Here is an 18,010-nt window from a genome sequence, read left to right on the forward strand (position 1 = left end):
GTTTAAATAAGCAGATTGTATTTTTAACACTCCTCGTTCTACATTTCTACTCTCAACAAAATTTTAACGCGTAACACAATTTAACTAGACGACTGGTCTATTAGTGGAGTATGGTACATGCATGAAACGATTAAACAAAAGCGAAAGCACGCGACAACACATTTTAGATACCAGCTTTGAGCTGGTATTACACAAAGGTTTTGTCGGTGTCGGTTTGCAAGAAATTTTAAAAGCTTGTGACGTACCTAAAGGTTCGTTCTATCACTACTTTGCTTCGAAAGAGGCATTTGGTTGTGCCTTGCTAGAGCAATACATGGCTGACTATAAAGTTAGAGTAGAACAACTTTGGCAACACAGTGAGCAAAGTGCCCATGCGCGGTTAATGGCCTTATGGCAGGCATGGATTGATGATCCCGTAAACGGTAGTTGGGCTGAAAATTGTCTAATTGTGAAACTGGCAGCAGAGGTTTCTGACTTATCAGAAGATATGCGCCAAATTCTGAATGACGGTGTGCACAAACTGACGCAACGTTTGGCTTTGCTACTCAAAGACGGGCAACAAGAAGGGTCAATTCCAAAACACATTGAGCCTTTAAAAACTGCGCAAGTCATGTATCAGTTATGGTTAGGTGCTGCTTTACTCACAAAATTGTCGCAAGACAAAGCACATTTACACCTAGCCTTAGAAACCACCCAACAACTCTTAAAACCGATAGAGGAATAAAGCATGCGAAGTATTATCCATCGTAATTTTGGCGAACCTGTAGACGTTTTAGAGCAGGCGGATATGCCAAAGCCAGAACCGAAAGCAGGCGAAGTGCGTATTAAAACCATCATGTCTCCAATTCATAATCATGATGTATGGACAGTACGCGGAAGCTATGGTTATAAGCCAACCCTACCTGCGATTGGTGGTAGTGAAGGCGTTGGTATTGTAGATGCCTTAGGTGAAGGTGTTACTCATGTACAAGTAGGGCAGCGTATTGCAGTTGCAGCTGTACATGGAAGTTGGGCTGAATACTTTATTGCACCAGCTCAAGGCCTTATTCCTTTAAATAATGAAATTGATGATGAAACAGCAGCGCAGCTGATAGGTATGCCAATTAGTGCTCTCATGCTTTTAGACTTTGTTAACGTTCAACCGGGTCAATGGTTGATTCAAAACACGGCAAATGGTGCAGTCGGTAAAACAGTTGCCATGATTGCACAGGCACGTGGTTTACCTGTGATTAATCTGGTTCGTCGTACTGATGCAATTGCCGAGATGCAAGCATTAGGCATCCAACATGTTGTTGCCACCGATCAGCCGAATTGGAAAGAGCAGGTTAAGCAACTTCACGGTGACCAACCGCTGATTGCTGGTGTGGACTCGATTGGTGGCAGCGCAAGTGGTGAAATGCTGAATTTACTCAGTGAAAATAGTCTATTGGTTTCGTTTGGCAGTATGACTGGTGAAACCATGCAGATTTCATCTGGTGATTTAATTTTCAAACAAGCGACAGTAAAAGGTTTCTGGGCAAGTGTGGTCAACAAAGAAATGCCAGCAGAACGTAAAAAGGAACTGATTGTTGAGCTGCTAACACTAGCGACTCAGAAAAAATTAATCTTGCCTGTAGAAGGCGTGTTTAGTTTTGATGATATTAAAACAGCTGCCCAAAGAGCAACGCAAGGTGCTCGACAAGGCAAAGTATTGTTAAAACCGTAACACACTAAAAGATCAGTCGAGAGACTGATCGTTTTTTCATATCTTTAAAATAAAAAGGAAAACCGTATGATCGGACAAATATTCATTGCGCTTATCGCGATATTACATGTCTATATTTTAGTGCTAGAGATGTTTTTGTGGGACAAACCTTATGGCATGAAAGCCTTTGGAAATAATGCTGAAAAAGCAAAGCTCACCAAAGTGATGGCACAAAACCAAGGTCTTTATAATGGCTTTTTAGCTGCGGGTTTATTTTGGTCTTTATTGGCTGATGCGCCGTTTGCCACATCAATTGCCAACTTCTTTTTAGGTTGTGTACTGATTGCAGGTATTTATGGTGGTCTAACTGCCAGTAAAAAGATTATTTACATTCAGGCAGTTCCAGCTTTGATTGCTTTAGTCGCTGTTAATTTTCTTTAAAAAGCGCACAATACAGCGTTTTGTTATGGAAATGATCAGGTAGGATCGGCACATGTGGGCGTTATTTTTAAAATGTATGTTGGGGGCTGGGGTTGTCCTCATTATTTCGATTTTATCGAAAAGTAAGGCATTTTATATTGCAGGTTTAGTCCCACTTTTTCCTACTTTTGCTTTAATTGCTCATGTGATTGTCTATCAGCAAAAAGGAGCCGAAGCATTACAAAAAACGGCTCTGTTTGGTCTATGGTCACTTATTCCTTATGCCATTTATTTAGTTGCGGTTTACATGCTGGCAACACGCGTGTCGATGTGGTCGTGTCTGGGCTTGGCAACCTTATGTTGGGTGGTCGCTGCGGCAGGTTTAATTTATGGGTGGCAGTTGTTTCAGCATTAAAAGATTAAGAGAAACCCCTTAATCTTTTAAATTGAAGTATTTTTTATGACTGCTCAAGAACACGCGTTCTGAGCATGCCTTCAACTAAATTAATCATTTTTTTGCGGGAAAGAATTCGTGGCAATTGAGACGTTAAATAATTGCTACATCCTACTACAACCGTCGCTTTATTTTTATCTAATGCTCGAACTGTGGCAGAGACAACATCATCTACCGTAGAGCTTTTCATTCCACTGGTATCGGCATTTGCGACCTGAGTAAAATTGGTTTCGGTATTGCCTGGGCAAACAGCGATAAACTTAACACCCGAAGTGCCATATTCCCCTGCAAGTGCTTCAGTAAACTGTAAAACATAAGATTTAGTTGCGCCATAAACAGCAATATAAGGGAGAGGTTGGAAGGCACCTGTCGATGAAATATTAATCATGATGCCTTTTTTGTTCGAAAGCATATGTGGCAAAAACAGATAACATAAAGACGTTACGCTGCTGATGTTAAGTGTAATCATTTCTTGATAGGTAGAAATCGATTGATCAAGGAACTTGGTCCATTTACCAAACCCTGCGTTATTAATTAAAATTTCTACCGATAATTTTCTTGCCTGCACTTCATTAAATAAGGTCTGAGCTGAATTGGGTTGAGCTAAATCTAAAACAATCACCTCAACATTTACACTATACTTTTTTCTCAGTTCATCGGCTAAATCATTTAGTTTTTGTTCGGAGCGTGCCGTTAAAATCAGGTGGATTCCTAAAGATGCAATTTTTTTAGCATACGCTTTACCTATTCCTGAAGATGCTCCTGTTATTAATGCTGTTGAATTTTTAAATGTAGAAAGATGAGCGCTCATTTTATTTATCCGTAATACATGAAGTCCTTACGATAAACCTTGTCCCTAAGGGCAGAGTCAAGCGCTAAATTCAAAAGCTATTTTTAGATTTTTATGCATCATTTTAAGCAGAAATTTTACTGGTAATATAAGTTTCAATAATCTCATCTTCCAGTTGTTTTAAATCTAGTTGCAAACGATTTAATGCTTCTTTTTGTTCAATAATTTGTTGATTCTTTTTTTGAATAAGCTGCTGCGCAATTTCTACCGGAAAGCGATTATTTTTATATTTTAAAGCTGACAACTCATAAAGCTCAGAAAGGCTAAATCCTACTGCTTGTGCAAGGCGAATCATCTTAACTGATTTGACATCAATCTCTTCATAAATACGATAATTACCTTTTCTTTTTGCGACTGGCAGTAAGCCTAATTTCTCATAATGCCGAATGGCTTTGGGAGTGGCTCCAGTTAAAGATGCTAATTCGCCGATATACATACTTATCTCGCATTTTATTAAGAATCGATCAGTTTGTTGATACCTGATCGATTCTTTTAAAGTTTTAAATATGGTCTAAACCTAACCATTGTCTTTGATGGTAAGCACTGTCCCAAAATAACCACTCAAGTTTTGCACCCATTGTGTAGGCGGCATGCATTTTTTCTAGTGTGTCTGCATCACAACGTGCTGCGACTTTATCTACGGTTGCAATCACATTACGAACAGCCGTATGGAACTCTTCGCCAGCATAGGTATCAACCCATGCTTGGTAAGGATTATTAGCAACTGATTTGCTTACAATATCTTTACCAACTTCAGCGTAAATCCAGAAACAAGGTAAAAGTGCAGCAAGTACAACAGGGTAGCTTTCTGACCAAGCCGTTGCGGTTAAAAATGAAGTGTAATGATGGCCTGCCAAGGTTAATGGTGTATTTTGAAATTCTTCTTTGCTTACGCCAAAGTTTTTCATGAAGTCATCATGCAAGCTACGTTCAACCACAATTGCGATTTTTGCGGCATCTGAGAACTGCATAATATCGTCGGCATCAAATGCTTTGGCTGCTGCAACAGCAAGTACACGCCCATACGCCACTAAATATTGAGCATCTTGAATAACATAATGACAAAATGCTTCTTTATCTAAAGTACCGCTAGCAAGTTCCTGATTAAAAGGCAGGTCGAGAATTTTTTGATATAAATTTAAATTACGTTGCCAGAGTTCTTGAGAAAAAAGCATAAATTCATTCCATTTAAAATAAGACAGCTGAATCGGATTTTAAATCAATTTTAAAATACAAAAATAATAATAATAGATATATCGCAAGAAAATATTTAATACGATTAACCAGTTAATTAAAAATTATAAATTTCTTTATTAAACAGAGGGATAAAGTAAAGAGAATAACGGCACAAAACAACATCGTTTTGTGATTAATTATCGATATAATAACCGCGGTTTTAAGAAAGATTAAATTTAGTTCTTGGTATAGGTCTGATCCATGAAGCATTTCCGATTTTCGATATTTTTTACGGTGGTGTGTTTAGCACTATCCGCGTATTGGGGTTTTACCCATGGGCCTGAAGCTGGCGTGTCTACCATGCTTAAAGCTTTAACCATTACCGCAATTTTAGCTGTAATGGAGGTTTCTTTATCTTTTGACAATGCTGTCGTGAATGCATCGGTTTTGCGTAATTGGGATCCGTTCTGGAAAATGATCTTTTTAACGGTGGGTATTTTAATCGCCGTTTTTGGTATGCGTTTGATTTTCCCTGTTGTGATTGTTGCTGTAACCGCAGATATGGGGGTAATTGAAGTTGCAAAACTGGCACTCAATGATCCGAAAACTTATTCTGAGCGCTTAATGGCGCACCACGCTGAAATTTCAGCTTTTGGTGGAACATTCCTGTTGTTGGTTTTCCTAAACTTCTTCTTCGATGATGGAAAAGAAACGCATTGGTTTAGATGGCTTGAATCTAAACTTACGAGTTTGGCTAGCGTACCAGCAATGTCAGTATTCCTTGCTTTAATCGCTTTAATTGTGATGGCAGGTTATGTAGATGATCATCAACGTTTAGCCGTGACCATGGCCGGTATTTGGGGCATTGTGGTTTATATTGGTGTTGAAGTATTAAGTCACTTGCTAGGTGGTGAGCCTGAAATTGATGAAAATGGTAATGCTGTATTACAAGATGGCTCGGGTGCTGCGTCTGGTGTGGTTAAAGCTGGTTTAGGCGGTTTCTTATATCTTGAAGTATTAGATGCATCATTTAGTTTTGACGGTGTGATTGGTGCATTTGCAATTACCAGCGATGTTGTTGTGATTATGCTGGGTCTTGCGATTGGTGCTATTTTTGTTCGTTCAATGACTGTTTATCTTGTTGAAAAAGGTACGCTAGATGCTTACGTGTTCTTGGAACATGGTGCACATTATGCAATTGGTGCTTTAGCATTCATTATGATTGCAAGCGGTACGGGTGTGCATGTACCTGAAGTGGTCACAGGGTTAATTGGTGTAGCGTTTATTGTGTGGGCTGTCATTGCTTCAATTCAATATACCAAGCGCGAGCAAGAGTCGCCTTAAGCTAATTTTCAGTAAAGTTCGATATTATAAAGAGGCTAAATGCCTCTTTATTTTTTTAAACCGAAATCGTTATTTTAAATCATCTCTCCCGTATTTTTAGAAACGAATCGGCTTATAATTTGCCTAGTTTGATAACGTGTATTGATATGATGAATGCTTTGGAACGCCGCTCAACTTTTGCTTTAAGTAGTATTTTTGCGCTACGCATGTTGGGTTTGTTCATGATTATTCCTGTCTTCTCTGTAGTCGGGCAGTCATATCAATATGCGACTCCGGCACTTATTGGTTTGGCCGTAGGTGTATATGGTTTAAGTCAGGCGATTTTACAAATTCCATTTAGCTTGCTGGCTGACCGTTTTAGCCGTAAACCGCTTGTAGTCTTTGGCTTATTGCTGTTTGCTATTGGTGGTGCAATTGCGGGTCTATCTGACACGATTTATGGCGTCATTATTGGCCGTGCCATCGCTGGTGCTGGCGCGGTTTCAGCAGTGGTCATGGCACTTTTAGCTGATGTGACGCGTGAAGAGCAGCGTACTAAAGCCATGGCTGCTATGGGCATGAGTATTGGTTTATCTTTTGTTGTCGCGTTTAGCCTTGGGCCTTGGCTCACAAGTCTTGTCGGTATTTCTGGTCTATTTTTTGTGACCACAATTATGGGCTTAATCGCGATTTCGATGCTATTGCTTGTGCCTAAAGTGACCCGCCATCATCGTAATTATCAGCAAGGCTATATGGCACAGCTTAAGCAAGTCATTCAAATGGGTGATTTAAATCGTTTACACGTTTCGGTTTTTGCATTGCATTTATTGCTGACAGCCATGTTTATTTATGTGCCTTCACAGCTGATCGAGTTTGCGCATATTCCTCTGGCGAGCCACGGCTTGGTGTATTTGCCACTGTTGGTGATTAGTTTATTTTTTGCATTTCCAAGCATTATCATCGCTGAAAAATATCGCAAAATGCGAGGCATTTTCTTAACGGCAATTACAGGCATTATTGTGGGGTTGCTGCTTCTCATATTTGGTTATCAGTCTAAATATGTCTTGCTCGCAGGCTTAGGTATTTTCTTTATTGCCTTTAATGTAATGGAAGCTTTATTGCCTTCTTGGTTGTCAAAGTCAGCTCCAATTCAGTCGAAAGCCACAGCTATGGGTGTAAATGCCAGTAGTCAGTTCTTAGGTGCTTTTTTTGGTGGCACGCTAGGTGGTCAATTATTGATGTTACATAATACTGCGATTGGATGGAGTGTCTTAGCAGGGATTGCTATAATATGGCTGCTAATTAGTTTTGGTTTAGCTCAGCCGCGGTATCTGTCATCTATTGTGTTGCCATTACCGCAAGTGCAACAGGTGAATGAGTGGACCACACAGCTATTGGCAATTCGTGGTATTGAAGAAGTTGTGGTGATGCCTGACCAGCAGGTTGCTTATATTAAAGTCGATAAACAGACTCTTGATGATGCTGCACGACGTGATTTAACGCAGTTGTTTGGTAAAGAGGTAGCCATTTAAGCATAACTCTTATAAAGTAAAACATAGAAATTATAGGATGAAGACAGCTAATGCGTGGTGTAAATAAGGTTATTTTGGTTGGTACTTTGGGTCGTGATCCTGAAACAAAAACTTTTCCAAATGGGGGCTCGTTGACCCAATTTTCGATCGCGACAAGTGAATCTTGGACTGATAAAAATACAGGTGAACGTAAAGAACAAACAGAATGGCACCGTATTGTTTTGCATAACCGTTTAGGGGAAATTGCTCAGCAGTTTTTACGTAAAGGTTCTAAGGTTTACATTGAAGGTTCATTACGTACACGTCAATGGACAGATCAAAATGGCCAAGAGCGTTATACGACAGAAATCCGTGGCGACCAGATGCAAATGTTAGATGCTCGTCAACAAGGTGAACAAGGTTTCGCTGGCGGTAATGATTTTAATCAACCACGTTTTAACGCACCTCAACAAGGTGGCGGTTATCAAAATAATAACAACCAAGGTGGCGGCTACGGTCAAAACAATGGCGGTGGTTATGGTAATCAAGGTGGTTTTGGTAATGGTGGCAACAGCCCGCAAGGTGGTGGATTTGCTCCTAAAGCGCCGCAACAACCAGCGTCTGCACCAGCTGATTTAGACGATGATTTACCGTTCTAGATCATATATCTAAATTATTTGTTAAGTTATTTGAGGTTAGTTTAATTTAAATTTCTTTAAACTCAAAAGCTTGATGAGGAAAGTAGCTTCTTTTATTTTGTAAATAAGAGAAGCTATTTTTTTAACTATGAAAAATGTTAAGTTAAAAGTGCATATATAATTTATTTTGTAAAGTTATTGTGTTAGAAATGATCTATCAGGTATGGAGTTTTATTAGATGAATGTAGAGGTAGTTTTGCATGATTCAGGAGATCTATTACCTATTCTTTTAGATGATGAAGGAATGCCTATACCTTTACCAAATGAGTTTATTCTTTCAAAGCGACATTCTAGTTCTAATACATTGATAAGAAATTTAAGAGAGATAAAATTACTTTATCAATGGATGCAAATTCATCACATTGATCTATATGAACGATTGATTCGGAAGAGACCATTTACTGAAGCTGAAATCACAGGAAGTCTTGTAGAGTTTTTAAGAAAAGATCATGAAAAAAAGCATAAAACGATAAAGATAGCAGTCAGACCAGATACTTTTAATCAAAGGCTCATCACAATTAAACAGTTTCTAAACTGGTATCTTGAAATGTATATAGGAACCTTATCTTTCACATCAGATAACTATCAATACTACATCACATATAAAACAAGACTTATCTCTTTACTTGATCGCTGTTTTATTAATTCTCCACCAACAAATAAAAATCTCGCCAAAGGATTAAATAGTCGTGAACAATCTAATCTTATCAAGGCGATTAAACCTAAAAAAAGAAGCCAGAATCCGATTGAGTATAGAAACTATATTATGGTGATGCTGATGCTTTCTTTTGGTTTGCGCCCAGGAGAGTTACTCAGTTTAAGAGTTGAAGATATACAACTTGGAGGCATATCTTCTATTCGTGTACATCGTCGTCCACCTGATATTAAGGATAAAAGAAAGCAAAGACCTCAAATCAAAAGAAACGGAAGGACATTAGCAATTAATGATAGATCGCTCGCTAAAGAATTAGATACCTATATTACAAAATGGAGAGAGATGTTGGATGAAAAAAATCAAACAGACATTGAGTGGGATTATCTAATTCTGAATCAAGACGGAAAACCTCTTTCTCTTGCATCAATTACTCAATATTTTCAAATTTTGAAAGAAAAAAATGCCGAATTTTTGCCTACTAATTTCAGTCCTAAAACCTTAAGACATACTTTCTCAGCATCAATGGAAAGATTGCTAAGAGAAGCGGGTGTTGAAGAAGATAATAGGAAAAAAGCACTAGCATATTTAAGGGGAGATAGCTCTTTATCCTCTCAAGACGTGTATACATTTAAAGAAACTGAATTAGAAGCCAATAAATATTTAGGACAATATCAACGTGAAATTTTCGGAATTTGAAATGATGCAATATGATTTATTTGCTAATGAAAAAGGTTGGAGAGAGATTCCGGATTATATTATTAGTCGCGAAGGAAAAAAGGTAAATACAACAAGCGATTTATGGAACTTACCATATTCTATTGATACGTATGGTTCTCAATTAGACTTTTCAAAAATTCCAGATGAAAATTTAAAATGGGTACTCAAATCTTTCATCATTGAGAAAATTGAAAAAGTTTCTACTCATGCTGGTTTGCAGCATTTTCAGGATATTTGGTCAAAATTTTTCCGAAACAATATAGAAATTATGAATTCTCATCGAAACATTGAAGAAATCTTAATTTCTGTAGTTGAAGATACAATCAACTTAAATCGAGCAGAACAGAAGCTTTGGACGCTGTATAGACCAATACAATGGTATCTTTATGGAGCTGAGCATTATCCTGAGTTAGGTTTTTCAACTGTATATGCTCAAGTTTTAGAAACAATGTCTATTCCCGGTAATCCTAAAGGAGAAGCTGTGAGGATGGAAGACCCAGATGCAGGCCCTTTAAATCACAGTCTTGAACTACCATTATTGATTCAAGCCTTAAAAAATGATCAAAGTAACGAATTTGTACATTTACAAGAAAAAGCAGCTATAGCTTTATCAATTGCTTATGGGCGGAACCCTGCAAATTTAACGTATTTAAGACATTCAGACCTTGTTAATTTAACACCAGACTCAGATGCGTCTGTTTATGTTCTCAGAATTCCTCGAATCAAAAAACGACTCGTAAATCCACGAGATGATTATATTGAAGAGTATCTGGATGCTACTTTTGCAGAATATATTCATGGCTTAATCAATGCCAATAATGCAAAGAAGGCTGTTCTCTATCATGATGGTAAAAAAATACCAAATCCACAGCCAATTTTTTTAAATTTAGAAGGAAATAAGGCTGCCCTACTATCTGGTGATTATGAAAATGCTTATAACTTTTCATCCGCAATGATCACTTCATTAATTAAAGGGTTCGTAAAGAGACATAATATTATTTCCCCTCTTACCAAGGAGTTAATGCACGTTTCAGCTCGAAGACTTCGATATACTCTTGCAACAGGTTTAGCTTCTGAAGGAATCAGCAAAGCTGCGCTAGCCAAAATCTTGGATCACACTGACACTCAGCATGTACAAGTATATTTTGAGTTAGCTAGTAAAATTGTTATTCAGCTTGATAAAGCAATTGCTAAGGGATTTGCTCAATATCTGAGCTTTTTTTCAGGGAAAATAATTGAATCTACCGAAGATGCTATTAATGGTGATAATCCTGAAAAATATTTAGTTTTTAAAGGCGATAACGTTGAAGACGAGATGGAGGATATTGGAGTATGTGGTGAATCTTCTATATGTCATTTAGATCCTCCCTTTTCATGCTATTTATGTCCAAAATTTCAGCCCTATAAATATGCTGATCACGAATATGTGCTTGAGAGTCTGCTTAATAGCAGAAACGAACGTTTAGAAAAATATGAAAATGCTCGTTTAGGAATTCAATTAGATGAAGTTATTTTTGCAGTAGCTCAAGTAGCAGATGCTTGTAAAAAGGAATATGTATGAGAACTGAAAAGGTTTTAAGAAAATCAAAAGTAATACCTTTCCTGACAAGCTTACAGGTTGATAGACAGGCGAATTTTAACAGTCTCATTGCTAAGGCAAAGTTATTAAAGCTAGGAGGCTTTGAATTTATTCAGTGGGAGGAAGAAATTTGGGAAATTACAGGAGGACGTTTATTACAACAGAGTGGAAGAAACAGCCTCTCGGTCACAATGAATTTCAGCTATCCACCCAAATTAGGCGGAGAACGAATTGGAGGTGATTGGGAGCAATTAGTAAAAGCTTTGTTCCTGTTAAGGCTACATGCTAAACAACAGAACTTATCGAATCAACGAGGGTTTGTAGCAGTTGCTGCTTATATTGCTTATTTTATTAATCAGCGTAATTCCTCTATTTTTAATATTACTAGAGAGGATCTAGATCGTGCATGTAATGAAATTTCAAAAGATTATTCGGAGTCATCAGCCTATAATTTTCATAAGTTAGCTGCGGAATTTGCAGGACATCTAGATGCAAATGGTTTATGTAAGAACTTTTTAAACTATAAATATTCAGAGCAAAAGCGACCTGAGTCAGCGAACGCTGTCGGTACTAAAAGATTGGATGACCCTAATACTCTAATAACAAAAGAAAAAGTATTAGCACCTGTTGTCTTCCAAGTACTTGGGCAACTATATCTAAATATCCCAAAAGATCATAAATATCGATTATATATTTTGTTATTAACTTTATTCGCTTGTACTGGTCGTAGATTTTCAGAGCTTTCTTTATTACCAAATCAAAAAATTCAAATTGAGAAGGATGGTGGTTCTTACTTAGAATATTTTCCTCGTAAAGTCTCTAAAGGCAGTACATTTACACCTAAAAGAAAATTGTATTTGCCGTCAGAAACATTAGTGATTTTGCAAGATATTATTCCAGAAATCCAAATACTTACTGCAAAATGTAGAGAAAGTGCTCTTGAAATGTATAAGTCTCAAACAGTAGATATGAGATTCTTGAAAAAATTTCCTGAAAAACTATACAAACAGCACCTAATAAAGCTACGTATAAACCCAAATATTTTGAATTCTGATAGCCGATTAACTAAAGATGGTTTAGTGTTTTTTGACTATGAAAATTTAATAGTGGCAGGTCAAAAAACTACTCGTCAAATACCTTATACGACTCATGAAGGACTTAAAACATATTGTGAATATAATTTTAATCCAAAGAGTCTTTCCCCAATTCATATTGATCAGTTTGGGAAAAAGTATTTCTTACATGATTTGATGTTTTTGCGGTACTACACAATGTCGGGTGGTAAAAGTGAAGCCTACTGGCTCCCTGTAGAATGTACACATTCTATGTTAAGCACTTTCTTAAGATATATAGATGATTTAGTCATTAAATATGTCGGTTTAGAAGATATCCCTGAATTTACAACACATGATTTTAGGCATACTCTAAATACGATGCTTGATGAAGGTGGTTTATCAGATCTTTTACAAACGAAGTGGTTTGGACGTTCGGATCCTAATGATACAAAATCTTATCAACATACTAGTCCTGAGAAGAAAGCACTTATCATTAGAGAACAGTTAAAAAATGGTGAAGTCGGAGGGATATTAGCAGAGCAGATTGTGAATCTACCGATTGGGATACAAGATGCTGTACTTTTAGCAAGAGTTCAAGCAGTTCATGATGTAGGTACTGGATTATGTATCCATAATTTCTCACAGTTACCCTGTGAAAGGCATTTACAATGCTCGGCTGAGTGTAAGGACTATGTATGGGTTAAAGATGATAAACAACGTCTAGGAGAGCAAAAACGGATTTTAGCTATGACAGTACATGCGCAAGAAATAGTGCATCAGCAAACACAATCTAAGCGTGTAAAAAAAAGTTTAGATTGGGATCTACATAATAAGAAAAAAATTAATATTCTAACGAAGCAACTTTATGAAAATGGCGTAATTGAATTTGATCCGAAAGCTTATTTAAAGGAAATTTCAAATGCCTAGTAAATTCCAACGCATGACAGTACAAGATGAGACAAGAATCATTCATGAGCTTAATAAATGGGCATTGGGCTATTTTGGTTCTAAATTAACATGGGCTATTTTGGAAGATAGGTTCAAATTTTCTCGTCAGTCAATGCAAGCAAAACCCGCAGTCAAAGCAGCTTACGATGTAGCTAAACAATCTTTATCAAATGGCGAGGTAACGTCAAAAGAGGTATTAGATAAAGCAGTTGATGAGTTAAAGGTTGAAATAGAAGCTTTAAAAATACAAATTAGCAATTTCCAAGAGAAAGAGAAAAAATGGAAAAAGAGATGGCAGCAGATAGCCTACCATGTCCGACAGAGAGGTATTCAAATGACTGATGTTGATAAGCCTGTTAAACCTGAAGCTGTTCTGCCAAGTCATACTACTTCTGAAAAAATATTAAAGGAGTTAGATAAAGAAATTCCATTTTCAGGCCATATATAAGTATAAATACAGTATCAGTATTATTAACTGAATATGAAGTATTCTTTAAGGTAATAAAGAACCATATTTAAAATTGAGACCTAAGGTAATTAAGTGAGCGGATGCTTAAAACTTCTATTGCTATCTTTAAAAGGTATATTTAAGTAATCAATATTCACCTAGGAAGCAGCAGATGAAGAATAAAGCTGAAGGAATAGGAATTTTAGTAAGACTCAGTGAAACTTATGAAAATAGATATTACGCAGTCAAACGCAGATCCTAAAGTGGTACTAGCTAAAGCATTTCTAAATACTGCCGTTCAGCTCGGGCTAAAGCAGACACAGCTTGCAGCAGTTATAGGAGTACATCGTAGCACTATAGGTCGCTTAAAAACCAATCCTGAACTAGACCCTGCGACTAAGCAAGGGGAATTGGCACTATTGCTCGTTCGTGTTTATCACGCAGTATACGTGCTATCAGGCGGAGATTTAGAATGGATTCATTACTTTATGAATTCCTATAATAAAGTGACTAAAGGTATTCCGATTGAGCAGATTCAAAGCATCAGTGGTTTAGTGACGGTTCTAAATTTTGTTGATGCACTTCATTAGAAAATATGATTTACATGAATCTGAAAGTATTATTATGGATTATGAGCAAGGTATTTCTAGAGTACTATATTTTATTTCAGCTTCTCCAAATAGAAAGCTACTAGCGATTATGGAGGTAATATATTGATATATTGAAAGTTAAGAAAGTTGTGTTATCATTCAAAGGATTAAATAAAAAATTATTTGAGTTTAAACATGCTTACTGATGAACAGCAAAAAGAAATACTAAATACAATTCAAAAAGCAAGAGAAGAGATTAAGCCCGATAATGTAAGGCTTTCAATTGGGGAGGTTATTTCTATTTATAAAAATAATGAACTAATTCTGAATCCAAATTTTCAACGAGTATTTAGATGGTCTTTAATTCAAAAATCTAGATTAATAGAATCTATTATTTTAGGTATACCTTTACCTCCAATATTTGTGTCTGTTGATATACAATCAATATGGACTGTTATCGATGGTGTACAACGTTTATCTACTATCTTACAATTTACTGATAATTTAGAAGCTGAACTCGCAGATAATAATAATGATGATATAGATGAAGATGAAGATGAAGATGATGAGGAAGTTGAAGTTGAAACTGATACAGAATTAGAAGAAAGTGAAATAGAAAAGAAGAAAGGATTTAAACTAACAGGTTTAAAAAAATTAGATAATTTAAATGGTTTAAGTTGGGGCGAATTGGGTGTTGATATTCAACGACTAATTAAACGCCATTACTTAGATGTTGTATCAATATCAACGGTTAAGTATGAAGAAACAAAATTTGAAATGTTCCAACGTTTAAATACTGGAGGCAGTTCTCTTTCTGATCAAGAAAAGAGGAATTGTATAATTATTATGAAAAGTGAAAACTTTTATAATAGATTAAAAGAATTCGTTGAAACATCTACATTTAAAGATTTGTTAAAGATTAAAAAAGGAAAAATAGAAACAGATTATCATCTTGAACTACTTTTAAGATATTTAATTGCGAAAGGTAATATTTATGATATGTCTAAGTATCCATATACAACAACGTTGATGAAAGAGTTTATTGATGATGAAACTATTTTATTAATTAATAGTGAGTTTAATTTAGAAATGGAACTTAATATTTTAGATAAAACATTAAAATTCCTAAAAGAAGAAGTAAATGAAAATATATTTAAAAAGAAAGAAATTGGGGCGTTTAATTTAAGTAAGTATGAAGCTTTATTGGTTGGAGTGGCAAGCAATATAGATAATATTATTGAAAATAAAAATAAATTTTTAGAAATTTATAAAGAAATAGAGAATCAAGATTGTTTTAAAAATGGATCTAAACGTGGAAGAAAAGCTTTAGAACGCTTCAAAATTTTAAATGACTTTTCTCGAGAGTATTTTAAAAATGTGTAGTAATTTTGAAGAATTCGAAAATGAAATTTATAGGGATTTGAGCTGGAGAAAAGCAGAAATTCAAGACTTCAATACAGAAATAAAATATCCTTCGACTGATCGTTTGATTACGGAACAAGTTGAAAAGGCTGTTAGAAAGTCTTTGATATTACTTATTTATAGTCATTGGGAGGGATTTATAAAAAGGACAGCTAAACAGTATTTAAAATATATTGTAAATAAAGAAATTCCTTCTAAAAGATTAACAGAAAACTTTCATGTTCTTGTTATTAAAGGGCATTTTTTTTCAGCATCAGATCAAATAAAGCAAAGTCAAAAAAATTCTTTATCTATGGAATTGTTTAATAGAATAGTTAAAGATTATGCTGAAAAAATGGAAAATAAATTTTTCTTAAATATTGATATGAATAAAGAGCGAGATTCCTCTATTATTGATACTAATAGTAATTTAAGTTCAAGTATTTATAAGAATATATTTGACTGCCTAGGAATAAAATTTTACCCATGTTTTGAGCTTCCACCACAAAAATCTTTTATCAATAGTGGAAATTTAAATCCTAATATTCTTGTGCAGATCCTAGATAAAACTCTTATCGATTCTCGAAATCATATCGCACACGGGAACAAGAATGATCCTCAAACACTTATAGATTTACACAAGTTTGATGTTTTGAAAGATTTAATTTTTCTGTTAATGGATAATTTTGTAGATACCATCCTAACTTTTGCAGAAAAAGAATATTTTCTTCAAGAGAAAAGTATTGAGGCAGAACAACATATCTTAGATGTTGACTTAAATTTATCAGCAAGTTTAAATCAAAAAATAAGCTCATATATTAGTCAGTTAGAGAGTGCAGAATGTGATGTATAGTTAATCCCAAGGCTTTCAAGGTATTCTTTAGATGGAATAGGTATATCTCTAATATCAGAAGCATTAATTTGTGTAAGACCTGAGATTACTGAAAAATAATTATCGATTAATTCAGATTTTAAAAATATCGCTAGACCTAAGATTTCTAATTTACTTATTTTTCTACTGGTATGATAAATATAGTTAAGATGATTTTCTACGGCTAAAAATTCATTAGATTTTTCAGAAAAGTATATGCCTAGAGCAATTCTATGGCGGCTTTCTTTTACACTTATTCTTCTTAAAAATATATAATTTTGATTTTTAATTAACCATTTTTGGTATTCTCCCCTCATTAAAAAGAATTTATTCTTTTTAGAGTTTTTATATTCTAATAAATTAAAATTGTTAGGGCTAATATGATGTGAATTATAAACTATAATAGAATTAGGTTGCCAATCATCAATAATATTTTTATTCCTAAATTGTACAATTTTTCCAGTTGAAACCTTGTATCCTTGTTGATTAAATGTTTCTGTAAAATTTAAAAGCTGAAGATATAGATCCATAGATTTTTTATTTCTAGGGATAGCAATAATATTTTTTCGAGATTGATTTAAAATAATACTTGAAGGATATTTTTGAATATTCAAATTTTCTGATGTCAATTGTTCAATACAATCTGAATTACTAATAGTAATTTCAAGTTGAATACTTGATCTTTTAATTTTAAAAATTACATTTTCTTGTTGAATTTTATCATTTTTAAATATGGCAATCCTTGAATTAAATAAGTGTATGTATTCTATACAGTTGTCATTAATTAATTTATTTCTAAACTCTTCAAAATTTGAACCATTCGTAAAACTGCGAGGTGTAATAAAAATTAATTGTCCATTTTTTTTGAGTTGATTTATTGATTTTAATATAAATGATGCATAAATATTAGGACTCTTTTTTATAAGTCCATTCTTATTTGTTCGGTATTTACTATCTTTAGAAAGCTTGAAGTAGGGTGGATTAATTACCGTAATATCATATTCTTCATTCGTTTCTTTCAATAGAAAATCTTCAATAAAAACTTTGAAGCTAAGATCTATATTTAGTAACTTTTTTAGGTTTTCTAAATTATCCTGTAATTTTTTTGCTGTATCTAAATCAATTTCATAAGCATCTAAATGTATTTTTTTCACGCCCTTACTAACTAAAAAAAGAATTGTACTGATAGATAACATTCCCAGCCCAGCACATGAATCCAATAACTTATAAATATCTCCCTCTACTGAAATCAAGGAAGACATGAAACTAGCTATCTCTTTAGATGTAAAAAATTGACCAATATTTTTTTTGAACTCATTTGAAGTATTTGATGCATGAATAATTTGTAAGAGTTCTAAGTGCTCTAAAAAATTATTTGCTTCTTCAAAATGTAAATCCATATCAACAACGTATAAGTTTTAAGGGTGAGGAAAGTTAGTATTCTATTTGATAGCTCGTAAAAAGTGTAAAGTTTCATAAGCCCTGACCATAAAATAATTCATAAGCATCCTATGCAAATTTACAAATATCGATAATTTCCATATAAGTTTATGAAAAAAATAATATTTATATTTCATATGGCCTTCATCAAAATTACTTTGCCTGATGATATGAAACAAGCTGATATCGC

18 protein-coding genes are annotated in these 18,010 nt (G+C 34.8%); 14 read left to right on the plus strand and 4 right to left on the minus strand.

The genetic code is table 11. The features are described from left to right. The first annotated feature begins 121 nt into the window (after positions 1-121). The 4 genes from I8T81_RS01045 to I8T81_RS01060 all read left to right on the plus strand — a co-directional run bounded on the left by I8T81_RS01045 (position 122) and on the right by I8T81_RS01060 (position 2,519). A complete protein-coding gene (locus I8T81_RS01045; RefSeq protein ID WP_151750347.1) occupies positions 122-724 on the plus strand; it encodes a TetR/AcrR family transcriptional regulator in 603 nt (200 codons plus the stop codon). 3 nt (positions 725-727) lie between these two features. Further along, positions 728-1,705, plus strand: a complete 978-nt coding sequence (locus I8T81_RS01050; RefSeq protein ID WP_198071936.1) for a zinc-binding dehydrogenase — start codon at positions 728-730, stop codon at positions 1,703-1,705. Between the two features lie 66 nt (positions 1,706-1,771). Beyond that, on the plus strand, positions 1,772-2,125 hold the full coding sequence (locus I8T81_RS01055; protein ID WP_002053763.1) for a DUF1304 domain-containing protein: 354 nt from the start codon (positions 1,772-1,774) through the stop codon (positions 2,123-2,125). Positions 2,126-2,177: 52 nt separating this feature from the next. Continuing rightward, positions 2,178-2,519 carry a GlpM family protein gene (locus I8T81_RS01060; RefSeq protein ID WP_068935246.1) on the plus strand — a complete coding sequence of 114 codons (342 nt, stop codon included), beginning with the start codon at positions 2,178-2,180 and terminating at the stop codon, positions 2,517-2,519. A 43-nt stretch (positions 2,520-2,562) separates the two neighbouring features. Here I8T81_RS01060 and I8T81_RS01065 read toward each other — a convergent pair whose 3' ends face one another. From I8T81_RS01065 to tenA, 3 genes are all read right to left on the minus strand, one after another. Beyond that, complete coding sequence (locus I8T81_RS01065; RefSeq protein WP_004884868.1) at positions 2,563-3,369, minus strand: SDR family NAD(P)-dependent oxidoreductase; 807 nt, start codon at positions 3,367-3,369, stop codon at positions 2,563-2,565. 103 nt (positions 3,370-3,472) lie between these two features. Beyond that, the gene (locus I8T81_RS01070) at positions 3,473-3,844 is read right to left on the minus strand and encodes a MerR family transcriptional regulator (RefSeq protein ID WP_004704999.1); all 372 of its coding nucleotides are present in this window, start codon (positions 3,842-3,844) and stop codon (positions 3,473-3,475) included. Positions 3,845-3,908: 64 nt separating this feature from the next. Continuing rightward, on the minus strand, positions 3,909-4,583 hold the full coding sequence (gene tenA / locus I8T81_RS01075) for a thiaminase II (protein WP_039255497.1): 675 nt from the start codon (positions 4,581-4,583) through the stop codon (positions 3,909-3,911). Positions 4,584-4,845: 262 nt separating this feature from the next. Here tenA and I8T81_RS01080 point away from each other — a divergent pair, with 262 nt between their 5' ends. The 10 genes from I8T81_RS01080 (at position 4,846) to I8T81_RS01125 (ending at position 16,362) form a co-directional block, all read left to right on the plus strand. After that, a complete protein-coding gene (locus tag I8T81_RS01080) occupies positions 4,846-5,928 on the plus strand; it encodes a DUF475 domain-containing protein (protein WP_004705003.1) in 1,083 nt (360 codons plus the stop codon). A 146-nt stretch (positions 5,929-6,074) separates the two neighbouring features. Continuing rightward, the gene (locus I8T81_RS01085; RefSeq protein WP_004705005.1) at positions 6,075-7,439 is read left to right on the plus strand and encodes an MFS transporter; all 1,365 of its coding nucleotides are present in this window, start codon (positions 6,075-6,077) and stop codon (positions 7,437-7,439) included. Positions 7,440-7,489: 50 nt separating this feature from the next. Further along, a complete protein-coding gene (gene ssb, locus I8T81_RS01090; protein WP_049065869.1) occupies positions 7,490-8,077 on the plus strand; it encodes a single-stranded DNA-binding protein in 588 nt (195 codons plus the stop codon). A 217-nt stretch (positions 8,078-8,294) separates the two neighbouring features. Next, entirely contained in the window at positions 8,295-9,467 is a 1,173-nt protein-coding gene (locus tag I8T81_RS01095) for a tyrosine-type recombinase/integrase (protein WP_198071937.1), read from the plus strand. Between the two features lies 1 nt (position 9,468). Then, positions 9,469-11,049 carry a tyrosine-type recombinase/integrase gene (locus tag I8T81_RS01100; RefSeq protein ID WP_265091521.1) on the plus strand — a complete coding sequence of 527 codons (1,581 nt, stop codon included), beginning with the start codon at positions 9,469-9,471 and terminating at the stop codon, positions 11,047-11,049. Then, a complete protein-coding gene (locus I8T81_RS01105; RefSeq protein WP_198071938.1) occupies positions 11,046-13,049 on the plus strand; it encodes an integrase in 2,004 nt (667 codons plus the stop codon). Before I8T81_RS01100 ends, I8T81_RS01105 begins: the two co-directional genes overlap by 4 nt. Then, entirely contained in the window at positions 13,042-13,518 is a 477-nt protein-coding gene (locus I8T81_RS01110; RefSeq protein WP_227602148.1) for a protein kinase, read from the plus strand. Before I8T81_RS01105 ends, I8T81_RS01110 begins: the two co-directional genes overlap by 8 nt. A 224-nt stretch (positions 13,519-13,742) precedes the next feature. Beyond that, entirely contained in the window at positions 13,743-14,108 is a 366-nt protein-coding gene (locus I8T81_RS01115; protein ID WP_198071939.1) for an antitoxin Xre-like helix-turn-helix domain-containing protein, read from the plus strand. Positions 14,109-14,303: 195 nt separating this feature from the next. Then, positions 14,304-15,491 carry a DUF262 domain-containing protein gene (locus I8T81_RS01120; RefSeq protein WP_198071940.1) on the plus strand — a complete coding sequence of 396 codons (1,188 nt, stop codon included), beginning with the start codon at positions 14,304-14,306 and terminating at the stop codon, positions 15,489-15,491. Then, complete coding sequence (locus I8T81_RS01125; protein ID WP_133056942.1) at positions 15,484-16,362, plus strand: MAE_28990/MAE_18760 family HEPN-like nuclease; 879 nt, start codon at positions 15,484-15,486, stop codon at positions 16,360-16,362. The genes I8T81_RS01120 and I8T81_RS01125 overlap by 8 nt, the downstream gene beginning before the upstream one ends. Here the strand turns inward: I8T81_RS01125 and I8T81_RS01130 are convergent. Continuing rightward, positions 16,332-17,780, minus strand: a complete 1,449-nt coding sequence (locus tag I8T81_RS01130; RefSeq protein WP_031982248.1) for an Eco57I restriction-modification methylase domain-containing protein — start codon at positions 17,778-17,780, stop codon at positions 16,332-16,334. The two genes, I8T81_RS01125 and I8T81_RS01130, sit on opposite strands and share 31 nt — an antisense overlap. Between the last annotated feature and the right edge of the window lie 230 nt (positions 17,781-18,010).

The sequence above is a fragment of the Acinetobacter seifertii genome, from assembly GCF_016064815.1.
In the GTDB taxonomy this organism is placed as follows: domain Bacteria; phylum Pseudomonadota; class Gammaproteobacteria; order Pseudomonadales; family Moraxellaceae; genus Acinetobacter; species Acinetobacter seifertii.